The following is a 24266-nucleotide window of genomic DNA, read 5'->3' as shown; positions in this document are numbered from 1 at the left end:
CAAATATAAAAATGAATCAATACAGGTCTATTTTTCACAATTCGGACACATTATTCAGATGTTGGGCAAGGATGAACATACGCAAAGCGATGAAATGCACGTACACGATGAGAAAAGCTCTCACATAAAGTGCGGACAATCTGACCGATTTCTAGTAAAACATTTCAAAAATAGCTCTTAACCGTCATGGAATATGGTATTTACTGTTGACAAATGATAATGATTATCAGTATCTTTAGAGTATAAGATCTTGTTGCGCCGGAAATACGCTGAACTACAATTTCGTTTTCGTTGTCATAGCCGGAATACATAACCGGGATAAATGAGAGAGGGATGATCGCATGTTTCGTCTGGAGACGTCCAAGTTGGATATCGCTTATGAGGAAAGACTGATTGTTGAAGATCTGAATATTCAAATTCCCCAAGGAAAAATTACAGCACTTGTTGGAGCCAATGGTTCAGGAAAGTCTACCATCCTGAAAACAATGGCACGGATCATGAATCCAAAAGCAGGTAGTGTATTGCTCGACGGGAAGTCCATCCATAAGCAGTCCACGCGTGAAGTAGCCAAGCAGCTTGCGATTTTGCCACAAAATCCAACAGCTCCTGAAGGACTTACTGTAACCGAACTAGTGTCCTACGGACGGTTCCCATATCAAAAAGGTTTTGGTTCGATGCGTGCTGAAGACAAACGCATGATTGAATGGGCTATCGAAGTGACAGGCATGACGGAGTTCCATGATCGTCCAATCGATCAACTGTCCGGTGGACAGCGTCAACGTGCCTGGATTGCCATGGCTCTTGCACAAGAGACAGACATTCTGTTCCTGGACGAGCCAACAACGTTCCTGGATATGGCTCACCAACTTGAAGTACTGCAATTGCTGGAGCAACTGAATGCCACAGCAAACCGTACCATCGTTATGGTTGTGCATGACTTGAACCATGCTTCCCGTTATGCGCATCACATGATTGGTATTAAAAAAGGTAAAGCCATCGCTACAGGTTCACCTGTAGAGGTTATGAACTCCGATGTGCTGCGCGAAGTATTTAACATTGAAGCTGATATCGTGATTGATCCTCGTTCCGGTGTACCGCTCTGCTTGCCTTACGCCCTTGCGGGTGAACGTCAGCAATCAGCACCTCCAGAACAAGTGCTCATGAACAGTGCAATGGTTCATGCTGGAGGACGGACAGAGCAACGCGTTCGTCACGCGACAGGAAGTTAATGAAACGGGCCATATGTGGTCCTAAACTATAGAATGAAGCCGCTGTGCGTTATGCACGCGGCTCATTCGCATTCTAGGAGGTCTACAGGAATGGGAGCAATCAACTACACCTGGTTACAGCAATATGGACGAATAACAACCGGGACGATCGATGAATCGGTCTTTGGCATGCCTTTGACGGCATTGAAACATCCGAAGCAGGCCAAACTTATGCTGGAAGCTTATAATGAGCATCTTCGGGCCGATTCTCTTCGCTCAGCGGCAGTATATTTTATGCATTCGGTTCGTGGCCTGATGATTGGGGTTCACTACATGACGGCGTTATGTGACACCTATCTGGATCTGTCTCTGGAGAATATAGATATGAAGCTGGAGTTAAAGGATGGCCGTCCGGTGATTGGTTTTCAACTGAACAATACAATCGAGCAATCACATCCAAATCTGATGGACGGATCTCAAGTCGTTCCATCCTCCTGGCGTAATGATGTATTAACCGCATATTACGGTGAGCAGCTGCGTCCACTGATTGAAGGCGTGGCTGTTGCTGGAGGAGCAAATCCAGGTCAGATGTGGGCACAACTCGCATCCATGCTGAGATGGTTCAAAACGACAGCGTTACAGATGAACATCACGGAGACGGAACGTGAAGCGGTTATACAAGGGTATGAGCATGTAATCGCAATGTCTCCAGAGATTCTGGGGTTGAAGAAGAACCTGCTAACCTTCAAACCGGTGGAGATTGATAATCCGCATCAACCTGGAGAAACCATGCTGATGAAATCAGTCTGCTGCTTACACCATCAGGTGTATGGCGGTCAGAACTATTGCTACAGTTGTCCCAAACTGACAAAGGCAGAGCGGCAAGAGCGTTATGATGCTATTATGGCGGCGAAGTCAGGCTAAAAGGGAATATGTCCAAGTTGATGGATGAGGATTACTCCTGCCAATGAACTCGGTCAGGGTTTAATCACAGATTTGGTAATTAATCGCCTCAGGTCTATAATATAGAGACAGGCTGTGTGCCGCATGGTCATTGGGTACATACATACAGCAGCCCAACCTACATCATAATCATGGGAGGAATCAGTCATGTCCGTATATTCGTATCAGGCGGTAACGACCGCCAATCAGGAAGTTCCACTCGATCTGTATCAAGGCAAAGTGTTGGTGATTGCCAATACTGCTAGCAAGTGTGGACTGACTCCACAATACGGTGAATTGCAGAAGCTCTATGATCGCTATCGTGATCAAGGCTTGGTTGTACTGGGTTTCCCTTGTAACCAGTTTGGCGGCCAGGAGCCGGGTACCAGTGAGGAAGCAGAATCCTTCTGTCAAATCAACTATGGTGTTAATTTCCCGGTGTTTGCCAAGGTCGACGTAAATGGTGAAGATGCACATCCTTTGTTCAAGTATCTGCGTGAGCAGCAACCTGGTGTTGGCGAAGACAATAGCATCCAATGGAATTTCACCAAGTTCCTCGTGAATCGTGAAGGTGAAGTTGTAGGGCGTGTTGAACCAAAAGAATCCCCTGAAGCCATGACTGCAGAGATTGAAAAGCTGCTTGGCGTATAAAATGAATGAACGAAGAAGCCTGCCTCCAGATTGGAGGACAGGCTTTTTTTGATACAATTTTTAGTACGAAACATCCTCTCCATATACTTGTCTCCGCGGTAGTTACTACGCTTATTTTGAGCATAAACCAGCCATAAGCAGGGAAAACTGAAGTCAATGAAGATGAGTCGATGACTGGCTTGATCGTAAAGAAAACCACATCCGACGAATTTATTTTGATTAACCTATTGCAATGTGAAAAATATCACATTATAATGAGTGTACAAAGTGAAATAAATCACATAAGCGCTGTTCGTTTAGAAGTGAAATATTTCACAACCACAATGACGTTATATTCAATTTTTTATTTATATACTCCAAGGGGGAACCTTATCATGAAAATCGCAGTTATCGGATGTACACACGCAGGAACCGCAGCCATCGTTAACACCGCCAAATTGTACCCGGATGCTACCATTACAGTGTATGAGCGCAATGACAACATCTCCTTCTTATCATGTGGCATTGCGCTTTATGTAGGTGGCGTGGTGAAAGATCCAGACGGACTGTTCTATTCTTCGCCAAACCAACTGGCCGAGCTCGGTGTCGTTACCAAAATGCTTCATGAAGTGACGTCAGTAGATGCTGCGGGTCACAAACTTCAGGCTAAAAACTTGAAAACCGGGGAAGAATTCGAAGATACCTTCGACAAGCTGATCGTGACCACGGGTTCATGGCCTGTCGTACCGAAGCTGGAAGGCATCGAGATGGATAACATTTTACTTTGCAAAAACTACAACCATTCCAACACGATTATTGAGAAAGCCAAACATGCCAAACGTATTACCGTGGTAGGAGCAGGTTATATCGGCATTGAACTGGTGGAGGCTTTCCAAATGAACGGCAAGGAAGTTACACTGATTGATAGCGTGGACCGGATCTTGAACAAATATCTCGACCCCGAGTTCACGGATGCCATTGAAGAAACGTTGACTGGACACGGCATCAAGCTGGCACTGGGCCAAACGGTTCAGAAGTTTACCGGAGAGAATGGCAAAGTGAACAAGGTCATTACATCCAAAGGAGAGTTTGATACAGACCTCGTTATTCTGTGCATTGGTTTCCGTCCAAATACGGAACTGCTCAAAGGCCAAGTGGATATGCTGCCAAACGGCGCAATCATCGTGGATAAATATATGCAAACCAGCCAAAAAGACGTCTTCGCTGCTGGAGACAGCTGTGCAATTCATTACAATCCAACCGGCAAGGCTGCGTACATTCCACTGGCAACCAACGCGGTGCGGATGGGTACACTCGTAGCACGGAACCTGGTTCGTCCTACGACACGGTACATGGGTACACAAGGCACATCAGGTATTAAAATTTATGAGCAAAATATTGCAGGTACAGGTCTGACGGAAGCATCTGCTGCGGATGAGGGTATGGTGGTTGAAGCTGTAACGCTTGAAGATGCTTACCGTCCAGAGTTCATGCCAACAGCAGAGAAGCTGCTGCTCAAAGTAATCTATGAACAGGCTACGCGCCGCATTGTTGGTGCGCAGGTCATGTCACAAGCTGATCTGACACAGTCGATCAATACGATCTCTGTGTGCATCCAGAACAACATGACGGTAGATGAGCTGGCCTTCATCGACTTCTTCTTCCAACCACATTACAACAAACCATGGAACTTCCTGAACTCGGCTGGTCTTCAGGCGTTGCCTCCAGTAGAAGTAAAAACACCAGCGATGGTCTAACCATAAATATCTGAGAACTGCCGCATTCATTATGCGGCAGTTCTTTTTTTATTTTTTCTGCACATCAAGCAACATACAACGGAAATATTAAAATGTAGTTTTCAGACTTTGTGATAAAAGTAACAAACCTCTTGAAACCTTCGCGATACAATGAACATATCAACAAAACAGGTTGAATTATGATGTTCATGAACTGTGAAGGAGAGGATCGTTATGGCAGCAAAAACACCTCTTGAGGTTGCACAATATACGGCGCATACGGGGATGAAAAAAGCTCAAAATCCGGTGTCCTCCGTATTAATACTCAGTTTTCTGGCAGGCGCTTTTATTGCGCTTGGATTTCTGCTGGATATTCGGGTTATTGCTTCTGCTCCGGCCGAGTGGGGCAGCTTGGTTAATCTGATTGGTGCAGCAGTGTTCCCGGTAGGTTTAATATTGGTGCTGATTGGCGGCGGGGAACTGCTGACAGGTAATATGATGGCTGTTCCACTCGCGACGATTGCACGTAAACTGTCCGCAGGCAACATGTTGAAGAATCTCACCTTAGTAACGATAGGTAATTTCCTTGGGGCGCTCTTTGTGGCCTATGCGTTTGGGCATGTGCTCGGTCTGACGGCAGAAGGTGCCTATTTGACCAAAGTAGTGGATATGGCTGGACACAAGCTGGACGACAGCTTCCTTCAGGCTTTTATATCCGGGATCGGGTGTAACTGGCTGGTAGCTCTCGCAGTATGGTTGTCCTACGCATCGGATACGATGAGTGGAAAAGTACTGGGCATTTGGTTCCCAACGATGGCCTTTGTGGCTATTGGATTCCAGCACGTTGTCGCCAACATGTTCCTGATTCCTGCGGCGATCTTCGAAGGGCATTATTCGTGGGGGCAATACATCATGAATTTCATTCCGGTATGGCTTGGCAACCTGACGGGAGGGGCGCTATTTGTGGCGGCTGCTTACTGGATGGTGTACCTGCGCAAGCATGAGCCGGAAGTGAAGCCTGAGGTGGCAATGGCGGTGGCCCAGCCTGTGGAGACAGAAGCCAGACCGATGTGGAGCAAGCAGGCGTAGCGACATTTTTTCGAGTAATCGAGTAGCGTTGTAACCACGATAAGCCAGCAAAGACGAGTGCGAAGTTAAACAGGAACAGGGAAGTTAAACAAAATAGCAACAGAAATTGGCGAATCTAATCTCGTTCAAGTCATGGCTGTCTGCTGTGATGGGCGGGAGAGGAGTCGCTTTTTTTTATGTAAAAGTATGCACGCAAAATAAATTCGCCATGACAAGGTTCGGGGGAACGAAACCTGTTCATGGCGAATTTCGGGAGTGGTCCATGATATGGCATGAGGAGGAAGTGGGGAAACACTAGCCTAATGCCTTATTTTTAATTTACCCTTGAATTTCGAGATTGAATCAAGGGGAAAAAGATTTTTTTTGAAAAAAATTTGGAGCGGTTGTGGCAGTAAAAAAGACTGTTCTCTTTACGCGATTACCATGAAGAAGATATGATATGAGGATAACTTTGAAGGGGGAGGAACTTGTATATGATCGATCAGGAGAATGGCGTATTCCCGGCAGTTTGCCCGCTCGATTGTCCGGATACTTGCGGCCTACTGCTTCATAAGGAGAACGGTAAGATCGTGAAGGTAGTGGGCAATCCGGACCATCCGATTACAAAAGGCGCCATCTGTAACAAAGTCCGAAATATGACGGAGCGGGTGTATCACCCCGAGCGGTTGCAATATCCGATGCGACGCATCGGAGCCAAGGGCGAAGGCCAGTTCGAGCGAATCAGTTGGGACGAAGCCATCGAAGAGATTACGGCGAGATTTAGTTCGCTGGCAGATACCTACGGACCGGAGAGCATCCTGCCCTACAGCTTCTATGGAAACATGGGCATTCTTGGTGTGGATGGCATGGATCGTCGATTTTTCAATGCGCTAGGTGCGAGCAAGCTGGAACAGACTATCTGTAATGCAGCGGGAAATACCGGCTGGAAATATACGATGGGTGCGAACCGGGGAACCTTGCCCGAGGATACAGAGCATGCGGATGTCATTCTGGTGTGGGGAGGCAACATCGTCAGCACCAATATGCATCAGGTTGTTCTGGCCGAGAAAGCCCGCAAAAAGGGCGCCCAAATCGTCGTTATTGATGTCCATCGCAATCGGACCGCCCAATGGGGAGACTGGTTCATTCCACTTTACCCCGGTACAGACAGTGCATTGGCACTCGGATTAATGCATGTATTGTTCGAGCAGGAACTGACGGATGAGGCTTTTATGCAAAAATATACCGTGGGCCATGAGGCACTGCGTGATCATGTCCGCAGCTACACCCCGGAGCGCGTTGCACGTATTACAGGCGTGCCGGAGGCGGACATCGTGAAGCTGGCTGAGCTGTATGGCAACGCACAGGCAGCCCACATTCATATCGGCAATGGCCTCCAGCATCACGACAACGGTGGCATGAACGTCCGCAGCGTAGCCTGTCTGCCTGCCATTACAGGGCAGTGGCTGAAGCGCGGCGGGGGCGCTATTCGTACCAACAGCTACGCGAGCACGAATAGCGATGCGCTCGAGCGTCCTGAGCTGCGGCAGAACCCGGAGCCGCGCGTGGTGAACATGAACCGGATTGGCGAAGCACTGCTGGAAGCGGAGCAGCAGATCCGGGCGTTGATGGTCTACTGCAGCAATCCACTGGTGGTGGCACCAGACACCGAGCGGGTGGAGCGAGGTTTTGCACGGGAAGATCTGTTTACGGTAGTCCATGACCTATTCATGACGGATACGGCGAAATACGCGGATATTGTGCTGCCTGCGACGTCTTCATTTGAAACGACAGATCTGTATACGTCCTACTGGCATCAGTATGTTCATTTGCAAGAGCCAGTCATTGCGCCTTTGGGTGAGAGCAAGAGCAATGTTGAATTGTTCTCTTTGCTTGGACAGGCGATGGGGTATGACCCGGAGATTTTCGGGGAGACACCGGAACAGATGATCGAGGAAGCACTTCAGGGTACGGGTAATCCCTACATGAACGGTGTAACCTTGGAGGGGCTGAAGCAGCATCATTTCGTCAAGCTGGATATGTCTGCACATGACTCCTATTTGGATCAGTTGCCCACGCCTTCGGGGAAAATTGAGCTGTATTCGGAAACGATGGCACAGAAGGGATTGCCTCCTTTACCTACGTATAGTGCTCTCGTTGAGGGGTATGACGGGGAAAACCCGGCTGGACCTGCGGATATATATCCGCTGATGTTTCTGTCTCCGCCAAATCATAATTTCCTGAATTCCACCTTTGCCAATTCGGCCAAACATCAACGTTTGGAGAAGATGCCGTTATTGCAAATGCATCCGGAGGACGCTGCCCGCAGACAGGTGGAAGACGGGGATGCGGTAGTTGTATGGAACGACCGTGGCCGGATCGAATTAACCGCCAAGGTGAGTGAATCCATGCTGCCAGGAACGGTGATCAGTCAAGGCTTATGGTGGGATGGTAATGGCAAAAAACAGCGGGCGAACTCCCTCACGTCCAATCGTCTGTCCGACATGGGAAACGGGGCAACATTCTTCTCGGCCACTGTCGAAGTGAAGCGTCAATGAATGTGCTTGCAGATCGGATCTTTTCAGGTAAGATGAACAAGGGATAGATCGTAAGCAATGAATAGATCGGAAGCAGAATGCAAAGAGCAAGATTCAGAAATAAATTCAAATTTCTAAATTCAAGTGGCCTTCGCTCTGGCTAAATATGCCGTCAGGGCAAGGGTCTATTTTTTATGGCAATATGCTTTTTGAAGGTACTAAGGAGAATAAACAAGATGATGAGATGGCTGGATACGTATCCAAAAGAAGTGAAAATATTTTTGCTGGCAAGTTTGGTCAATGCGACAGGTAGTGCCTTGATGTGGCCGCTGACCACGATGTATGTATTTGACGAGCTTGGACGCACGATGGCGAACGCGGGGTTTGTTATTCTGATTCAGTCGCTGGGCGGCATCTTCGGGCAATTGCTCGGCGGTGCATTGTACCACAGGGTGGGCGTCAAGAAGCTGATCATCGGATCGCTGGCGTTAAATGCGGTAGGGCTGTTTGCTCTGCCGTGGATTAGCGCGTATTGGGTTGTATTTATATGTGCCATGGGCTGGATCGGTCTATTCAGTTCATTGTCGTTACCAGCGATTCAAGCCTTTATTGGCTTCCGGTTTGCGGAGAGACGCGGGGAATTGTTCAATGTGATCTATGTCGCCAACAATATCGGTGTGGCGATTGGTACGGCGCTCAGTGGTTTCTTGGCTGACTTTTCCTATCATCTCAGCTTTGTACTGAACGGGGTGACCTCTGCCGGGTTTGCGATTTTCTTCTGGTATTATCTGTCGCGGGCGGAGCCCGATCAGGGCGAAGTACATCTGACCAAGCGCAAAACGGTTCCCGATGGGCCAGGCGTCTGGGCGCTGCTAGGAAACACCAGATTATATCTGTTCATGAGCCTGGGCGTGCTGTTCCTGCTGTTCGGTAATTCCATCTGGAATACGGGTGTGTCTCCGTATATTATTTCCGAGGGTATGGAGAAAAGAATGTACGGTCTGCTCTGGACCCTAAATGGGGTGCTGATCTTTGTGGGACAACCCTTTACCAGCTGGGTTAAGCGTACGATGGCCCGTACATCGACCGCTCAGATGACTGCAAGTGCGGTGTTTTATGGCATGGCTTACATCGTCATGATCACCATGTATAGCTATCCGGGTATGGTGCTTGCAATGGTACTGGCTACCTTTGGGGAAATGCTGATCTCACCTGCTACGCCGGCATTCATCTCAGAGCATGCCGGAAGAGCGGCACCTTTCTACATCGGGATCTCCGGTGGGATCGGTGCGGTTGGACGGGTTATCGGGCCGTATGCAATGGGGGTCATGTACGACAAACAGGGACTGATCCCTGTAGCGTGGCTGGCGACTGGCACGGCGGTTATTGCGGTGCTTGGTTTTGTACTGCATGCGGTGCTGAACCGCAACCGTGAAGTGAAGGAGTACGGATTGGACGCTTAGCCTTTTCGGGTTGAGTGGTATGAAGGAGGAAGAGGGCAGATTGGAGTGGAGGGACAAAGAATGCCACTTGAATCTGTCGGATCATCCTGTAGATTTAGATTGACAAAAAAATCTTTTTATGCTATAATTTACATATAAAAATATTCCGTATATACTAAGGTTCTCCTGGCCAGGGGGAATCTTATTTTTGTTTGTACGGGAGGATGAAATATGAAGCAAAATGAATCCAGCATCACATCCTTGATTTCGGCTTTTGGCCGAGCCTACCACTGCCAATACGACACACCTCTTATTTTCGATGATTATTTAGCCAAAGAGCTTATCACTCCTCAAGAGTTTGCGGGTATTCGCGAGAATATGATTCAAGGTATCCATTTTTTCAACCCGGACATGGCTCATCTGATCAAGGACGACCCGGATGAAATACTGAGGTGGATTGTACAAACTCAGCTTGCTCCAACTCCCTTGGCACGTGCCGCATATTGCGAACGGGTGCTGCTTCATGAAGTGGCATTGGGAGGCACGCAATATGTAATACTTGGAGCCGGTCTGGATACGTTTGCGTTTCGGTATCCGGAATTAAAGGATAGGCTGAACATCATTGAAGTGGATATCCCGGTCACACAGCAATTCAAACGCAGTCGGCTGTCGTCCGCGAAACTACCTATTCCATCCAATCTGCACTTTGTGGCTATGGATTTGACCGATAAGGGCTCCCTTTCAAGGCTCGTGACTGAAGAGTTAAGCAGCGAGAAATCCTTTGTAAGTCTACTTGGCGTCTCTTTTTACTTGACCAAGGAAGACTTGTCCCGATTGTTGCAAGTGTTGTTTACGAAACTGCCTTCCGGGAGTTCAATTGTTTTTGACTACGCTGACGAACATCTTTTTGATACGAAGGGCATATCTAATCGCGTGGACCATATGATCCAGATGGCTGCGGCTGGCGGTGAGCCGATGAAATCGGGGTACGCCTATGGGAAGATGGAGGCCTTGCTGGATGAAGCAGGACTGCTTATCTATGAGCATCTGACTCCGGAGGCGATTCAGGAACAGTATTTCCAGGATCGAATCGATCATCTAAGGTCATTTGAAACGATACATTTTATTCACGCAGTTAAAAAATAAAACGATCCGGGCATGTATGGTCACTTATATAGCCCACATTTGCAAACCAAACAACCTTCATCCTGAGTCAGGGTGAGGGTTGTTTAGTTAGAACGAAGGATCAACATAGACCATGATTCGGTAGTCAATATTTTCGCATATGATACAACTGTTCAGATATCCGACTTGTTATGCTTCAATTCCATGTCATTCAACGTTCTTCCCTCTATTTGTGCATAATGCCCATATAATAGAATGGAACTGGTTAAAGGCAGGAGGATGCATACGATGTACAAGGTTTTGTTGGTTGATGATGAATTTATGATCTCGGACGGGATCTCCAGCGTCGTGAACTGGTCCCGATTAGGAACAGAACTGATCGGCATTGCTCAAGATGGATTGGAAGCGCTTGCTTCGATCGAGCGGCAACGCCCGGATATCATTATCTCGGACATTCGCATGCCGGGAATGGATGGGTTACAGCTGGTTGAAGCTGTGGCGGAGAAGTATCAGGATATCTCGTTTATTATGCTTACGGGTTTTACGGAGTTTGAATATGCGAAGACGGCCATGCATTATGGAGTGAAGCATTATTTGCTCAAGCCCTGCAGTGAAGAGCATCTCGTACAGGCTATTAGTGAATTGGTCAGTGAGAAGCGAGAGTTGACCGATCAGGAGTGTTTTGTGCAGTCGATCCAATATAATCTGGAGCGTGTACTGCCGCATGCCAAGGAATATTTTCTGAAAGAGCTGGTCACCAACAGAACGTACGGCCTCAAGGAATGGAAATATTTCGAGGAATTGTTCGATGTACAATTTCAGGATCAACGTGTGCGATTGCTGTTGGTAGAGATTGAGGGGGATCATGAGTATTTGCACTTGTTCGCGGTGAAGAACATTGCCGAGGATATTTTTCATAATCCGATCTTAAGTACCACGGTTGGTGGGCATGTGTTATTGATGATGGAGGACAAGTTGTCTGAAACACAGTTGTTCCATAATATCGATGAGATCCGCGCCACATTTACCCGATATTATCATGATGATCTCACGATTGCGCTGAGCGAACCAGGGGATCTTCCACAGGCACGACAATTGTACATGCAGACGCTGGTGTATCTCAATTACCGCTTTTACCTCGGTGAGGGCAGTCTCATTATGGAGCGAGATGTGTACTCTCCCGGAGAGCGCACTCTTCCCGAATTCGAATATGATCCAGAGCGGATGGCTACTGCAATTAAGGCTGGACACTGGCAGGAAGTCGGAACAGAACTGAACCGGATGTTTCAGCAGCTCGCTGACTTACGATACGATATATCCCAAACGAAGTCCTATCTCATTCAGATGTTTATGGAAATCATTCGGCTCAGCGGCTCTGCCGAGATGAAAAGGTATATGGACCAGTTGCCAGGCATGATTGAATCCAGCACCTTACATTCTTTTCAACAGTTTTTGCTTGCCGTCGCCAAGGAAATCACGCTACGCCGCTACGAACAACACCGCTCCAGACAATCGCAGATGGTGGGCAGTGTGAAGCAGATCGTGGAGAAGCGCTACAGGGACGAAACACTGACACTTCAGTCCATCGCCGGGGAAATATACATGAATCCAGACTACATCGGCAAAATGTTCAAAAAAGAAACCGGTGAGAAATTTACGAACTATGTGTTAAGTTACCGCATCCGCAAAGCGTTAGAGCTTCTGGAGCAGGATGGGAACTGCACCGTATCCTGGCTCGCTGAACAGACGGGGTTTGGTGCCAACTGGCCGTATTTCAGCAAAATGTTCAAGAAATACACCGGCTTCTCTCCTTCCGAGTATAAAAAAGTTCCCTAGGACAGCGTTGCTGTCTCTTATACAGCATTGAACTAAACATTTACACGAAAACGGAGAGGACAGAAATAACACGAAGAAGCGGAGCGTTCGCCTAAAAGCTTTCTAAAAGAAAGCTACATCGTAAGCATATGCTATCCTCGGATTTTCCCTTTTGCAAAAGGCAATCATAAAAATCTGGGAATAACAGCGATCAGAGGGTTGTTCTGTCATCGGAGTGGCAAGTGTAAATATTCTTTAGCTCGATTTATATAGATAGCAACCTCTATATCCGATCTACGATACCACCCTGTTTGCCTTTCATCGGCAGCAGGGTCTTTTTTTGTCGGACGGAACTCGGTTTTGAACATCCATTTAACGGAAATGAGCATGGGAAGAAAAGGCGCTCGCTTCTATCATTAGAGGTGTCATGTTAATGAATGAACATCGAGAGTGGAGGTTGAGTGGATGGAGCTGAATCGAAGCCGGGGGATCGAACCTGGGCGTTTGAAGCCAGCTGGCAAATGGAGTTCAGTGAAAAAGGAGCTTGTCCGCAACAGATACGTGTATCTGATGCTCGTCCCTGTTGTAGCCTATTATCTGATTTTCAGCTATGGGCCGATGTACGGGCTGCTGATGGCATTTCAGGAATCCTACAGCCCGGTCAAAGGAATATTGGCAGGCGAATGGGTCGGTTTTGACAACTTCACCATGTTTTTTGAAAGTTATTATTTCTGGCGACTGATTAAGAACACACTGATTTTGAGTTTTTACAGTATTGTGTTTGGTTTCCCGGCTCCGATTATTCTGGCCCTGTTACTGAATGAAGTACGGAAAAAGTGGTTCAGAAGCACGGTGCAGACGATCAGTTACATGCCCCATTTCATCTCGGTTGTTGTCGTGGTCGGAATGTTGAAAACGTTCTCATCTTTGGACGGTGGGTTGTTTAATGTCATTCGTGACTTTTTCGATCTGCAGCCGATTATGTTCTTGGCGGAAAAGGATATGTTCCGTCCGATGTATATTCTGTCCAACATATGGCAGGGGGCAGGGTGGGCCTCCATTATCTTTTTGGCAGCGCTTAGTGGAATTGATCCGCAGTTGTATGAGGCTTCCAAAATTGACGGCGCAGGCCGCTGGAGACAGCTGCTTCACATTACATTACCGGGTATCATGCCAACGATTGTGATCATGTTAATTCTGCGCATGGGGGCAGTGATGAACGCTGATTTTCAGAAAATATTGCTGATGCAAACGGCACCGACCTATGAGACATCGGATGTCATATCCACCTTTGTCTATCGATCGGGTATTTTGGAGGGGAACTATACGTATTCAACCGCCATCGGACTATTTAACGGCGTCATTAATTTCGCGCTGCTCATTATCGCGAACGCGATCAGCAGAAAGCTTAACTCAACCAGTCTCTGGTAATTGGAAGGTGAAGCGATGAAACAGTCTATAGGGGAACGAGTTTTTGATGTATTCAATACACTGCTGCTCGTGGTGATCATGATTTTATGTTTTTACCCGATGCTGTACGTGTTCAATTCTTCAATTAGTGATCCGGATCAGATGCTGCGTTCCCGGTCACTGATGCTCATTCCTGAAGGCTTCCAGCTGGGAGCGTACAAGTCGGTATTTCAGGATACTCGCATCTATACCGGATATATGAACACCTTGTTCTATGTTGTGGTCGGCACAGCCATCAATCTGCTCATGACTTCGCTGGCAGCCTATGGCTTATCACGCAGTGATCTGATGGGCAGAAAAACGCTGATGAAATTAATTACGTTTACGATGTTTTTCGGCGGGGGAATGATCCCGACTTTTCTGTTAATTCAGAATCTGGGGATGGTGGATACCCGTTTCGCGCTTATTATTCCGGGTGCCATCAGTACATTCTATTTCCTCATTATGAAAACAAACTTTGAAGGCATTCCGATCAGTCTGATCGAATCGGCGAAGCTTGATGGTGCCAATGACTTTCTGATTCTTTTCCGGATTGTACTGCCTTTGTCGAAACCGATCCTGGCGGTCATGATGCTGTATTATGCGGTTGACCATTGGAATGATTATGTCGGACCGATGCTCTACCTGCGCAGTCAGGAGCTATATCCGATCCAGATTATTATGCGTGATATTCTGATCAGCAGCAGTACGGAGGCCATGGGCGCTGGCGCCGATACCGGCTTTGCCATTGGGGAGAACATCAAATATGCAACCATCATTATCTCTACCCTGCCGATTATGCTGGTATATCCGTTCATCCAACGTTATTTTGTTCAGGGCGCTTTAATCGGTGCTGTGAAACAATAAAAAATGTATCCTATGGAGGCGAATTGCGTGAATAAAAGAATGGGGTCCATCCTGTTGTCATCGTTACTAACCATGTCTTTACTGGCAGGCTGTACGGGTGATAAGGAGCCAGGAAATGCAGAACCAGCGGAGGGGACAGAACCTGCGGTTCAGGCATTGACTGAGATACCGCTACCGATTACAAGTGAGCCATTTACCATTGATTACTGGCGCGCCAATGATGCCAAACTGACAGCTTCCTTGAACAATTTTGGCGATATGGCCGCTTATAAGGAAAAGGAGAAGCTTACAGGTATCAAAGTGAAGTTCACGCATCCTCCGCTTGGACAACAGCGGGACCAGTTCAATCTGCTGATCTCCACGAAGGAGCTGCCGGACGTTATTTATTATAACTGGGCAGATGCGGTTGGCGGACCGGAAAAAATGATCAAGGACGGCCGGATCATCCGGTTGAATGAATTGATTGACAGTTATGCACCGAACCTGAAGCGGATTATTGAATCCGATCCGGAGGTGAAGAAGCAGATTGCTCTCGACGATGGAACGATCTATATGTTCCCGCTCCTGAAGTTGGATGCTTTGAAGCTGAATGCCACCTCCGGTTTGATTATCCGCCAGGATTGGCTCGATAAACTCAACCTTAAGGTACCTACCAACATCGATGAGTGGTATATTGTCCTCAAGGCATTCAAGGAACAGGACCCTAACGGTAATGGCAAGCCAGATGAGCTGCCGTTCACCGGAAACTGGGGGCCGGGCAACCTGACCAAGCTCCATGATTTTGCTGCGGCCTTTGGCGTGATTGGGGGCTTCCAGCTGAATGGAGACCAGGTGGAGTTTGGACCCATCCAGCCGGGCTACCGTGACTTTTTGGAGACGATGGCCAAGTGGTATAAGGAAGGGCTAATTGATCCTGAGATTATGACCAATGATGGCAAGGCGTTCGACTATAAGATCACCAGCAATCTCGCAGGAGCATATCAGGGCGGTGTGTTCAGCGGTATGGGTAAATATTTTAATCTGATGAGAGATACCGATCCGAGCTTTAATGTGACTGGTGTGCCGTGGCCTGTGTCTCCGGATGGGACTTCCTATGCGACATTTAATATGGACACCAAAGTGTTGAGTTATGGTGAGGCCATTACGGCTTCCGCAGACGAAGACAAACTGAAATATATTGTGCAGTGGATGGACTACAACTATAGCGAAGAGGGTAGTGATCTGTTCAACTTCGGTATCGAAAATGACAGCTATGTTCGCGACGGGGACGGTGTCAAATTCTCAGATACCATCATTAATAATCCGAACGGTCTGACCTATGACCAGGCACTGGCTTCCTACGCTTTATCCATTATGGACGGTCCAATCAATCAGGATAGCCGTTATCTGGATGCATTACTTTTTGACGATGGACAGCGTGCAGCGAATGCGGAATGGATGAAAGCAAGCTCTGCCTTGACGCTTCCGCCAATTCGTTTGTCAACAGATGAGGTAAGCACAAGTACATCCATTATGAGCCAGGTGAATACGTACTTGAATGAGACAATGACTGCGATCATTAGCGGACAGAAGCCAATCACCGAATTTGACACCATGGCCGAAACGATCAAGAGCATGGGCATTGACCGGGCGATTGAGGTTCATCAGGCGGCCTATGATCGATATCAGTCCAAATAATACGTGAGAAATCGAGCGCTAAAACTTTGGGAAAACCTTCCTGCATGTGATATACCTAGTAGTATCACGTGGTTCAAAGGAGCGCTTTGGTCATGACAGCCTACCGCAAACTGAGCATCAAAATGAAAATGTTTCTGATGATTATGTTCATGATGGCGTTTATTATCATCCTGGCGTTTGGTTCCTTGTATTATACGTACTCGGTGTATGACAAACAGCTGTTTGATAAGTCGTCCCGACTGCTGAACCTTTCCTCGTCTACAGTGGATGTTGAACTTCAGAAGTTGGAAGCGTTATCATTAAACATGATCTCCGATACTCAAATTCAAAGGGCCTTGAAGTCCTTGCTGGATGATGATAGCGCATATTCAAGCTTTATTGAACGGAAGAAGATCACAGACCGGCTATGGGAGCATATTAGTGGGGCTGCACGATATGTGCAGTCCGTTCATCTGATTGATTCGAGGGGAAGAGTGAATAAGTACGGCGAAACACTAACCGTATCCCCGGAAAAATATGATCGGATGATTGAGGCTGCGGAGCAGGCGAATGGTGCAGTAAGGTGGCTATACCCGGATGATGATGATCCGATGCTGGTTATGGTGCGTCAAGTGCGAGCCTACGAACCGATGACTCTGTTACCGGTAGGCATACTGTTTCTGCGTATTAATATCGAGCGACTCGTTGAGGAGTATGCGGGCATTGATAGCCAGGACAGTGACATTATTTTAAAAGCAGGCAGTGAGGTGGTCTATCCTTATCGCCAGCTTCCGGAAGCGGTGTCCGCCGGACTGAATCCACTTCCAGGCAGTGGGGGATATGAGATCAAAAATCTGGATGGGAGGGAGATATTCCTTTCCCAGAAGAAATCCTCTTATACCGGCTGGGTTTATTACAATATGGCCTCTTATGATGAAATTTTTGAACGTATTATATGGTTGAAAAATATACTGATCGTCGTTTATCTTATCGCCATTCTGGTTGTTCTCGCGCTTGGTATGGTGTTCGCACGCAGTCTGACGAGGCCGATCAGGCAGCTCATCAGTCAGATGAAGGAAGTGCAGTATGGGGATCTGGAGAACATAGATGCCAATCTGACCATTCCCACACACCAGCACATGGATGAACTGGGGTTACTACAGCGTACGTATCGACTGATGATTACACATATTAATACATTGATCAAAGAAAATTATGCAAGCCAGCTGGTCATTAAGGAAACCGAGTTCAAGGCGCTTCAGGCGCAGATCAATCCTCACTTTCTGTATAATGCGCTGGATTCAATCCATTGGCTCGCCAAAAAGAACAGGCAGGAGCAAATCTCCAGTATGGTGCTATCACTCGGATATTTGCTACGTTCCTCCATCAGCTTCAAGCAAAATATCATTACCATTGCCGAAGAGCTGGAGATCGTCAATCATTACATCACCATTCAAACCTACCGTTTCCGGCAGCGACTGGATTTCCGCTTGGATGTGCCCGCTGACTATCTGGGGTGTGCCATTCCCAAGTTGACCCTACAGCCCCTGCTGGAAAATGCCATTCAATACGGATTGGAACCACAGGTTGGATCATGTCTCATTCGAGTGTCTGCCGAGATATCAGGTGGCAAGCTGGCCCTTATCGTGGAGGATCACGGTCCCGGTATGGAGCCCGAATATGTGGAGCAAGTGCTTCGCGGAGAAGTGAAAACCAGAGGAACAGGCATTGGCCTGCTGAATATCAGGGAGCGGGTGCGTCTGGCTTTTGGCGAAGAATATGATGTACTGCTGGAGAGCAAGCCAGGGATTGGAACGAGAGTAACGGTATTGCTGCCACCCCCATCACCAGGTAAGGAGGAGAGGCTGTGAGAAGATTATTGCGAACCATAGGCATGATCTGCCTTATGCTGACTCTTCCTGGCTGCGTGAACCAGCTGAATCAAAGACCAGGTATGATTGTGGACGAAGAGCCGATTACGCTGCGCATCGCTTGGTGGGGTGGGGAGTTCCGCAACAATGCAACGATAGCCGTTATCGACCTGTATGAGAAGTTGAATCCACATGTGAACATTGAGTACGAATATAGCAGTTTCAACGAGTATTGGAGAAAACTTGCCCCACATGCAGCAGGCAATGCGTTGCCCGACATTATTCAGATGGACATCTCCTATCTGTCCCAATACAGTTCGTTGCAACTGTTGGAGGATATGACCCCGTACATGCAGAGCGGGCTGATTGACACGACAGATATTGAGAAGGAACAGCTAGAGAGTGGTAGCCTGAATGGAAAAACCTATGGTCTCAGTTTGGGGGTTAACGCCATGCTCAGCATCTATGATCCGGAAGTGTTGAAGGCTAATGATATTGAATTGCCAACGGATACGTGGACATGGGCGGATTTTGACCGGATGGGCGAGCAATTGCTCGGGAAAGGCATCTATCTGGGAACCTATTTTACGCCCGAACAGTTTTTTGCGTATTACTTGAGACAGTATGGTTCCAAGCTGTACGCGGAGGATGGCAAGAGGTTGGGGTATGAGGATGATGGGCTGTTTATTGAATACTTTGGTAGGATGCAGCAGCTCGCAGAGAAGAAGCTTATTTTTGCACCGGATATTTGGACCTCAGATATTGGCCAGCCTGATAACGACCCGTTTTATCTGGGAGAGGCTTTGTTTAGCTGGGGGTATTCCAACCAATTTATCAGCACCGCTCAGCGTTATGGCAAACCCTTAACCATCTCCCCGATGCCTGGGCCAAACAGCCAAGAAGGGTTGTTCCTGAAGCCAGGCATGTTTTTCTCCATTGCGGGCAATTCCAGACATAAGGAGGAGGCTGCCAAGTTCATCAGCTTTTTCGTTAATGATCTGGATGCCAATCTGCTGCTCAAAGGCGAGCGGGGGGTGCCCGTCTCATCCCGTGTCAAAGAGCGGATGAAGCTGCTGGTTGAACCAGAGCTGGCGCAGGTGTTTGACTATGTGGATTGGGTTGCGGATCACAGCAGCCAGATGGATCCGCCTGATCCTGTAGGTGCACCCGAGGTTACTGCGGTGCTGCGTGAGTTGTATGATCTTTTGCTGTTTGGCAAAATTACGCCGGAGCAGGCGGCGAAGGAATTCCGTGAGCGGGCGAATGTCATCCTGGGTGGGCAGTTATAAGAATGGACTAGATCATATATGTATATAATGGCCTTGGGGCTGTTGTCGTTCACAAGCTCAACCTTCATTCTACTCGAGTAAGGGTTTTTGTTATGGAATGGTGTATATTTCCTCTAGTATAATAAAAATGGGTAGTCGTCTATCTGTAGATCAGATAGATTCTATCCATATATTATTGGATGAGGAGTGTCAGGACATGTCCATACATCAGATAGGTCACAAGGTGTCTTTTGCAGATATACAAACGAAGTTGCCTCAGGAAAGTTGGATGTACACTCAGAATGAAGCGCACAACGGTGAATTTGAAGCCGAGGAAGTATGGTTACATTCTGGTGACCTTCATATCAGTGAACTGTTGTTGGATGAAGGACCTTTTTTGATCTTGGTTGAAGGAAATCTGACAGTGGATCGTTATATTGGAAATACAAGTTCCGACGCGGCCAGTTCAAATCTGGTTGTACTTGGGAATCTCATAACGCCCTATATGATCGTGGGTGGGCAGGAAATATATATTACAGGTAATCTCTATGTGGAGGATATGTTCTGGGGGGATTATAACCATGGAGAATTGACAGTGAGAGGGAATGTAGAAGGTGGATTGCTGGTAAGTACGGAGCAATATATGATTCAGGTTCAAGGACAGCGTAATGTGAAGCGTCAGCTTGAAGAATGGGAGGATCTCGGACCATGGCGGGGCTTTGACATGTTGGCGTTATTGGTTCCTGAATGTGTGATTGATGAAGATACAGAGCCGTTTCCTTGGCGAGAAGAAATGTTAAAGAGGCTGCAGCAAGGACGACCTGTAATCAACCGAAAGTACATTCACGCTGATGAATCAGAGCCAGATGTGCCGGATTGGTTCGAAGATCATCGTATTACCGCTGAGAACATAGAGCGTCTTACTCATCCATCTTTGTTGCCTGTAAGAGAGGAGGATGAGTTACTCAACAGCTATGAATTTTGGTTGAACGAGCAATTTTGCCGAGTATCGGTCTATGGAGATGAGCACACGGAGGGGTATTTCCGCAGTCTGTATTTTCAGGATGACCATAACTGTGCATTGTTGCTTAAGATGGAGCCATCAAATCAAGGTTCCAACTCTCCTGATAAACATATCCTACAACCGGGTAAACCTGTCTGGATGATCTCAGGTGCATATCGTTATCTGCACAATGAGAATTCGGAATGGAACGTATTTTCGGAGAACTCACCTGCTGATATGCAGCAGTTAAGCGAGCAAGGATGGAGCACCTTGTTGCAGTCTGTATCGAATTATCAGTATGCCCGTTCCTTAATTTCGCATCAACTGATCCGTGATTTATTAGCTTTGCCGATCGTGGAGCCATATGACGATTATTATGATGACGACCGGCATGGGCTGTGGATTGGAGACTTGTATTATGCATTTCGACAAGCAGGTCAGCTGAGTGATGGTGTTCCCCAGCCAGCTATGCTACGTATTGGAAGAGAGTATAAGGATACTCAAGGGGAGACGCAGGTGGAGAAATACTATTATACCCTGCACCAACATGAGGACGGCACGGAAAGTGTGTTGATCGAATACTCGGCTCAGAAGGACGAGGGTGAGGAAGAAGAACCGGTGTTGCTTGAACTTCATTATATAGGCGGCTCTCAATTACTACATGCCGTTCAATTGCTCGAACGTGGACGCCAAGTGCTCATTCAAGCAAATGAGGATTTACTGAATGGGGAGCTGCCGTACGCTGCTGAATCATTTGCGAAGCGATTCTGGAAATCAAAAGGATACCTGAAATGAATAAAACAACCTTCACCTCTAGTTCTGAGGGAAGGTTGTTTTGTCGTTGTATTTATCCAAACTGGGCTTGATGCAGTCGGCTGTACGAGCCTTTGCGCGCGAGTAGCTCTTCATGACTTCCTTGTTCAGTGACGCTGCCATTCTCCACCACTACGATGCGATCCGCGTGTCTAATGGTCGCCAGTCGATGGGCAATTACTAATGTTGTACGTCCCTGCGCCAGCTCGGATAAGGCCAGCTGAATGGCGGCTTCCGTCTCGGTATCGAGTGCGGAAGTGGCTTCATCCAATATTAGAATAGGCGGGTTTTTCAGGATCATTCTTGCGATGGATAGACGCTGCTTCTGTCCACCCGACAATTTCACGCCACGTTCACCGATCATGGTGTCCAGTCCATCTGGTTGGGATTGTACCAGCTCTTCCAGTTGGGCCCTGCGGATGGCTTGCCAGATTTCTTCATCAGGTGCATCCAGTTTGCCGTAGGCAATATTTTCACGGATTGACCCATCAAACAGGAAAATATCCTGCTGTACAATCCCGATATGGGAGCGAAGTGACTCCAGTGTCATATCTTTTACCGGAATCCCATCAATAGAGATATGCCCCGCATCCACATCGTAAAAGCGTGGAATAAGACTGCACAGCGTAGATTTGCCTGCACCCGAAGGTCCAACCAGCGCTACCGTTTGTCCTACCTTAATCTCCAGATTGACCTGATCCAAGGTTGGCTTGTGTTCCCCATAAGCAAATGAAACGTCATGGAAGGCGATGTCGCCTTTCACATGTGGGATGGATTTGGCTTGTGGTGTATCATCCACATCGGGCTCGGCTTCCAGCAGCTCCAGATATCTTTTGAATCCGGCAATGCCTTTGGGATAGGTTTCGATGACGGAGTTAATCTGTTGAATCGGTCCAAGAAACACATTGGATAACATGACAAAGGCGATAAATTCTCCGTAGGTCATGCTGCCCTGAATGACAAACCACGTACCGCACACCAGTACAAACAGCGAGACAAATTTCATCAGAATGAAGCTGAGCGAGGAATTCCATGCCATAATCCGGTAGGTGATCAGTTTGGTAAGACGGAAGCGTTCATTATTTTCGACAAAACGTTTCACTTCATGCTTTTCATTGGCAAAAGCCTGTACTACACGAATTCCGCTCACATTGTTCTCTACGCGTGCGTTATAGTCTGCAATATCCGCAAACATACGCTTGAACGCTTTGGACATTTTGCGGCTGAAATAGAGAGACAGGAAGATCATTAGCGGTACGATGATGAAGGTCATGACAGCCAGTTGCCAGTTGATACCAAGCATTATGCCGAAGGCTCCGGCCAGCGTCATCAGGGCAATGAACAGATCCTCGGGTCCATGATGGGCAATCTCACCAATATCCATCAGATCGTTGGTCATGCGAGAGACGAGGTGCCCAGTCTTGTTGTTATCGAAAAAGCGGAAGGATTGCTTCTGCACACGCTGGAACAGTTCCCGCCGCATATCGGATTCGATGTTAATACCCAGCTTATGCCCCCAGTAGGTGACTGCATAATGGAAAAAGGAACTGAGCAGATAGATGCCCAGCAATCCGGCACAGGCTGATAAAATCATGGACCAGTTGCCTGCGGGAAGCAGCTGATCGACAACTTTGTTTACAGCCAAGGGAAACGCAAGCTCCAGCAGTGCAGCCAGAATGGCACAGGAGAAGTCCAATATAAAGAGTCCCCGATAAGGACGATAATAGGCCATAAAACGGCGAAGCATATGTAACTCCTCCTCCATATAACGCAAATGCCCGGACAGGTTCCATAGCCTGACCAGACACTTGCATCTTTCATATGTTATTTGCGATTTTGCTGTGCACGTTCTACGATCATATCAGCGAATTCTTCAGCCTGACCCTGAATCGCAATCGGGTCGAAGTACCAGTAACGGTCTTCCAGCAATTCGTACACCTGATTGTTTTTCACTGCCGGCAGGGATTGCCAGATGGTGTCGCCTTGATAATTTTTATTGTTCTCCCCAACGGTCAAGAAGATATGATCCCCTGCATAATCACCAACAACTTCACGCGAAATCTCTTTCCACTGGGTATCACCCATCAGTTCTTTTTTGGTGATCTCGAGTGGGGCAAGTTGCAAAGCACTGTAGACCGCTTGTCCTCCTCGACCAAAATTGTCTCCATATCCATAATAACTCTTGTCGGATACTTCAAGGATGGAGAAGGTTTCCTCCGGTTTGATGACGGTTTTCACCTTAGCACGAGCGGCTTCAATCCGTTCGTCGTACGTTTTCAGCCAAGCTTCGGCTGCTTCGGATTTGTTCATCAGCTCTCCGAATCCCCGAATTTCGTCATGTACATTGGTGAATGTACCATAAGGAATCACTACGGTAGGTGCGATCTTTTGATAACTCTCAATTTCGCTGGCCTGGTCGGAGTAGGTAATGATCAGATCCGGGTTCATGGCAATGACCTTCTCCATCGAGACCGCTGCCCGATCACCGATACTTTCAATGCCCTCCACCTGATCTGCATAGAACGGGTTTTCCAGATAATATTGAACAGCGCCAACAGGCTTTATACCGAGTGCGAGCAGATCACTTACGTACATATCCGTAACAATCCGTTTCGGTTCAGCCGGAATTTCCACATCTCCACTTAATGACTTGTAGATCCGCGTAGCACCGGAAGAGTCGTTATTTGTTTCGGTCGAAGCTGTTGTCGATTCTGAACCCGCCGCTGTTGGTTCCGTTGTGCCGGAACCCGTACCACTGTTACAGGCAGCCAGGATCATGATGATGGCGAGCATGAGCAGCAAGCCCGAAAAGCGTTTTTTTGCAGCAAACATATAA

General features: G+C 47.5%; 17 protein-coding genes. 15 read left to right on the top strand and 2 right to left on the bottom strand.

Going from position 1 to position 24266, the window contains the following annotated elements:
* Positions 1-341: 341 nt before the first annotated feature.
* The 15 genes from HP548_RS09020 to HP548_RS08950 all read left to right on the top strand — a co-directional run bounded on the left by HP548_RS09020 (position 342) and on the right by HP548_RS08950 (position 21412).
* Positions 342-1229 carry an ABC transporter ATP-binding protein gene (locus HP548_RS09020; protein ID WP_063566910.1) on the top strand — a complete coding sequence of 296 codons (888 nt, stop codon included), beginning with the start codon at positions 342-344 and terminating at the stop codon, positions 1227-1229.
* 90 nt (positions 1230-1319) lie between these two features.
* Positions 1320-2132, top strand: a complete 813-nt coding sequence (locus HP548_RS09015) for a ferric iron reductase (RefSeq protein ID WP_175381452.1) — start codon at positions 1320-1322, stop codon at positions 2130-2132.
* Between the two features lie 186 nt (positions 2133-2318).
* Positions 2319-2801: a glutathione peroxidase gene (locus tag HP548_RS09010; RefSeq protein WP_076287522.1), complete on the top strand. Its 483-nt coding sequence runs from the start codon at positions 2319-2321 to the stop codon at positions 2799-2801.
* A gap of 374 nt (positions 2802-3175) precedes the next feature.
* Positions 3176-4537 (top strand): FAD-dependent oxidoreductase, encoded by a 1362-nt coding sequence (locus tag HP548_RS09005; protein ID WP_175381451.1) that lies wholly within the window; start codon positions 3176-3178, stop codon positions 4535-4537.
* Between the two features lie 213 nt (positions 4538-4750).
* Positions 4751-5605, top strand: a complete 855-nt coding sequence (locus tag HP548_RS09000) for a formate/nitrite transporter family protein (RefSeq protein ID WP_175381450.1) — start codon at positions 4751-4753, stop codon at positions 5603-5605.
* Between the two features lie 473 nt (positions 5606-6078).
* Positions 6079-8142, top strand: a complete 2064-nt coding sequence (locus HP548_RS08995) for a molybdopterin-containing oxidoreductase family protein (RefSeq protein WP_175381449.1) — start codon at positions 6079-6081, stop codon at positions 8140-8142.
* Between the two features lie 218 nt (positions 8143-8360).
* Complete coding sequence (locus HP548_RS08990) at positions 8361-9584, top strand: MFS transporter (protein WP_076287726.1); 1224 nt, start codon at positions 8361-8363, stop codon at positions 9582-9584.
* A 210-nt stretch (positions 9585-9794) separates the two neighbouring features.
* A complete protein-coding gene (locus HP548_RS08985; RefSeq protein ID WP_175381448.1) occupies positions 9795-10709 on the top strand; it encodes a class I SAM-dependent methyltransferase in 915 nt (304 codons plus the stop codon).
* Between the two features lie 267 nt (positions 10710-10976).
* A complete protein-coding gene (locus tag HP548_RS08980) occupies positions 10977-12524 on the top strand; it encodes a response regulator (RefSeq protein WP_175381447.1) in 1548 nt (515 codons plus the stop codon).
* 444 nt (positions 12525-12968) lie between these two features.
* Positions 12969-13934, top strand: coding sequence for an ABC transporter permease (locus HP548_RS08975; RefSeq protein ID WP_062836891.1), 966 nt, complete (start codon positions 12969-12971; stop codon positions 13932-13934).
* A gap of 15 nt (positions 13935-13949) precedes the next feature.
* Positions 13950-14819 (top strand): carbohydrate ABC transporter permease, encoded by an 870-nt coding sequence (locus HP548_RS08970; protein WP_175381446.1) that lies wholly within the window; start codon positions 13950-13952, stop codon positions 14817-14819.
* A gap of 27 nt (positions 14820-14846) precedes the next feature.
* The gene (locus HP548_RS08965) at positions 14847-16496 is read left to right on the top strand and encodes a type 2 periplasmic-binding domain-containing protein (RefSeq protein ID WP_175381445.1); all 1650 of its coding nucleotides are present in this window, start codon (positions 14847-14849) and stop codon (positions 16494-16496) included.
* A gap of 92 nt (positions 16497-16588) precedes the next feature.
* Positions 16589-18346, top strand: a complete 1758-nt coding sequence (locus tag HP548_RS08960; protein ID WP_175381444.1) for a sensor histidine kinase — start codon at positions 16589-16591, stop codon at positions 18344-18346.
* Positions 18343-19635, top strand: coding sequence for an extracellular solute-binding protein (locus tag HP548_RS08955; RefSeq protein ID WP_175381443.1), 1293 nt, complete (start codon positions 18343-18345; stop codon positions 19633-19635). Before HP548_RS08960 ends, HP548_RS08955 begins: the two co-directional genes overlap by 4 nt.
* A gap of 196 nt (positions 19636-19831) precedes the next feature.
* Positions 19832-21412 (top strand): hypothetical protein, encoded by a 1581-nt coding sequence (locus tag HP548_RS08950; protein WP_175381442.1) that lies wholly within the window; start codon positions 19832-19834, stop codon positions 21410-21412.
* A 52-nt stretch (positions 21413-21464) separates the two neighbouring features.
* On the opposite strand, the gene HP548_RS08945 is transcribed toward HP548_RS08950, so the two are convergent.
* Together HP548_RS08945 and HP548_RS08940 are read right to left on the bottom strand one after the other, a co-directional pair.
* Positions 21465-23177 (bottom strand): ABC transporter ATP-binding protein, encoded by a 1713-nt coding sequence (locus tag HP548_RS08945; RefSeq protein WP_175381441.1) that lies wholly within the window; start codon positions 23175-23177, stop codon positions 21465-21467.
* Positions 23178-23254: 77 nt separating this feature from the next.
* Positions 23255-24262, bottom strand: coding sequence for an ABC transporter substrate-binding protein (locus HP548_RS08940; RefSeq protein WP_175381440.1), 1008 nt, complete (start codon positions 24260-24262; stop codon positions 23255-23257).
* Positions 24263-24266: the final 4 nt, after the last annotated feature.

Source organism: Paenibacillus taichungensis (assembly GCF_013359905.1).
Classification (GTDB): domain Bacteria; phylum Bacillota; class Bacilli; order Paenibacillales; family Paenibacillaceae; genus Paenibacillus; species Paenibacillus taichungensis.
This window is presented reverse-complemented; position numbering and strand designations above follow the sequence as displayed.